The following is an 899-nucleotide window of genomic DNA, read 5'->3' on the forward strand; positions in this document are numbered from 1 at the left end:
CGGCGGCGGCAGCGGTGTCGGACATGGCGGATCCCCCTCGGATGCGTCTCAAGGCCCGTGCCGGGCTCGTCGGTTCGGGTGCGCGGACGGCGCACGGGCCCGGCGGCACGGCCCCGCGCACGCGGTCCGGCCCCGTCCGGCCCTCTTCCGGCGCCCGGACGGACCCTACCCGCCCGTGTTCCTCCCCCCGGCACCGGCGGCCGTCCGGGGACCGCCGGTGCCCTCCGGTCATGAGCGGCGCGGCCGGCCGGCGGGGTGCGTCGACCGCCCCCGTGAAAGGCCGCCCGCGCCGCCCCGGTCGTACGGGTCAGACCGCCAGGGCCTGGGCGCGGCGCTTCACCTCGGTGCCGCGGTTCTCGCGCAGGGCCTGGGCGGGGGTGCCGGGAAGGGACGGGTCGGGAGTGAACAGCCACTCGATCATTTCTTCGACCGTGAAGCCGTCGTCCTTCAGGAGCGTCAGGGTGCCGGACAGGCCCTTGACCACCTTGCTGCCGTCGATGAAGGCGGCGGGGACGTGCAGCGCGCGGTTCTCCCCGCGGCGCACGGCGATGAGCTGGCCCTCCTTGACCATCTGCCGCACGCGCGTCACCTCGACGCCGAGCCTTTCGGCGACGTCGGGAAGGGTGAGCCAGGCAGGGACGAGAGCATCGATCTTTGCGTCAATCTCGGTCACGGAATCAAGCCTGCCATCTGCCACCGACGCGAGGAAGTCACGTTCGTCCGCCGGTGGTCGTGTGCCTCACGCGGTCGCCGCCTTCAGCGGCCGTGCCGGGTCCGCCAGCCGGTCCGGGTCCATGGGGGTCCCGGACTCGATCAGCCGCCGGCCCTGCGCCAGGTCCCGCGGCCGGCCGACCGCCAGCAGGGCGACGAGCCGTCCCTCGCGCAGCCAGCAGACCGTC

Annotated in this window: 2 protein-coding genes; both read right to left on the reverse strand. The window is 74.6% G+C overall.

All coding sequences use genetic code 11. The annotated features are described in order from the left end of the window. Positions 1-307: 307 nt before the first annotated feature. Positions 308-673, reverse strand: a complete 366-nt coding sequence (locus CCN35_RS27155) for an Rv2175c family DNA-binding protein (RefSeq protein WP_067392758.1) — start codon at positions 671-673, stop codon at positions 308-310. Between the two features lie 66 nt (positions 674-739). Then, positions 740-899: oxidoreductase C-terminal domain-containing protein (locus tag CCN35_RS29855; protein WP_281254832.1), on the reverse strand; the 160-nt coding region annotated here is incomplete at its 5' end.

This window comes from Streptomyces thermovulgaris, from assembly GCF_002155915.1.
Taxonomy (GTDB): Bacteria; Actinomycetota; Actinomycetes; order Streptomycetales; family Streptomycetaceae; genus Streptomyces; species Streptomyces thermovulgaris.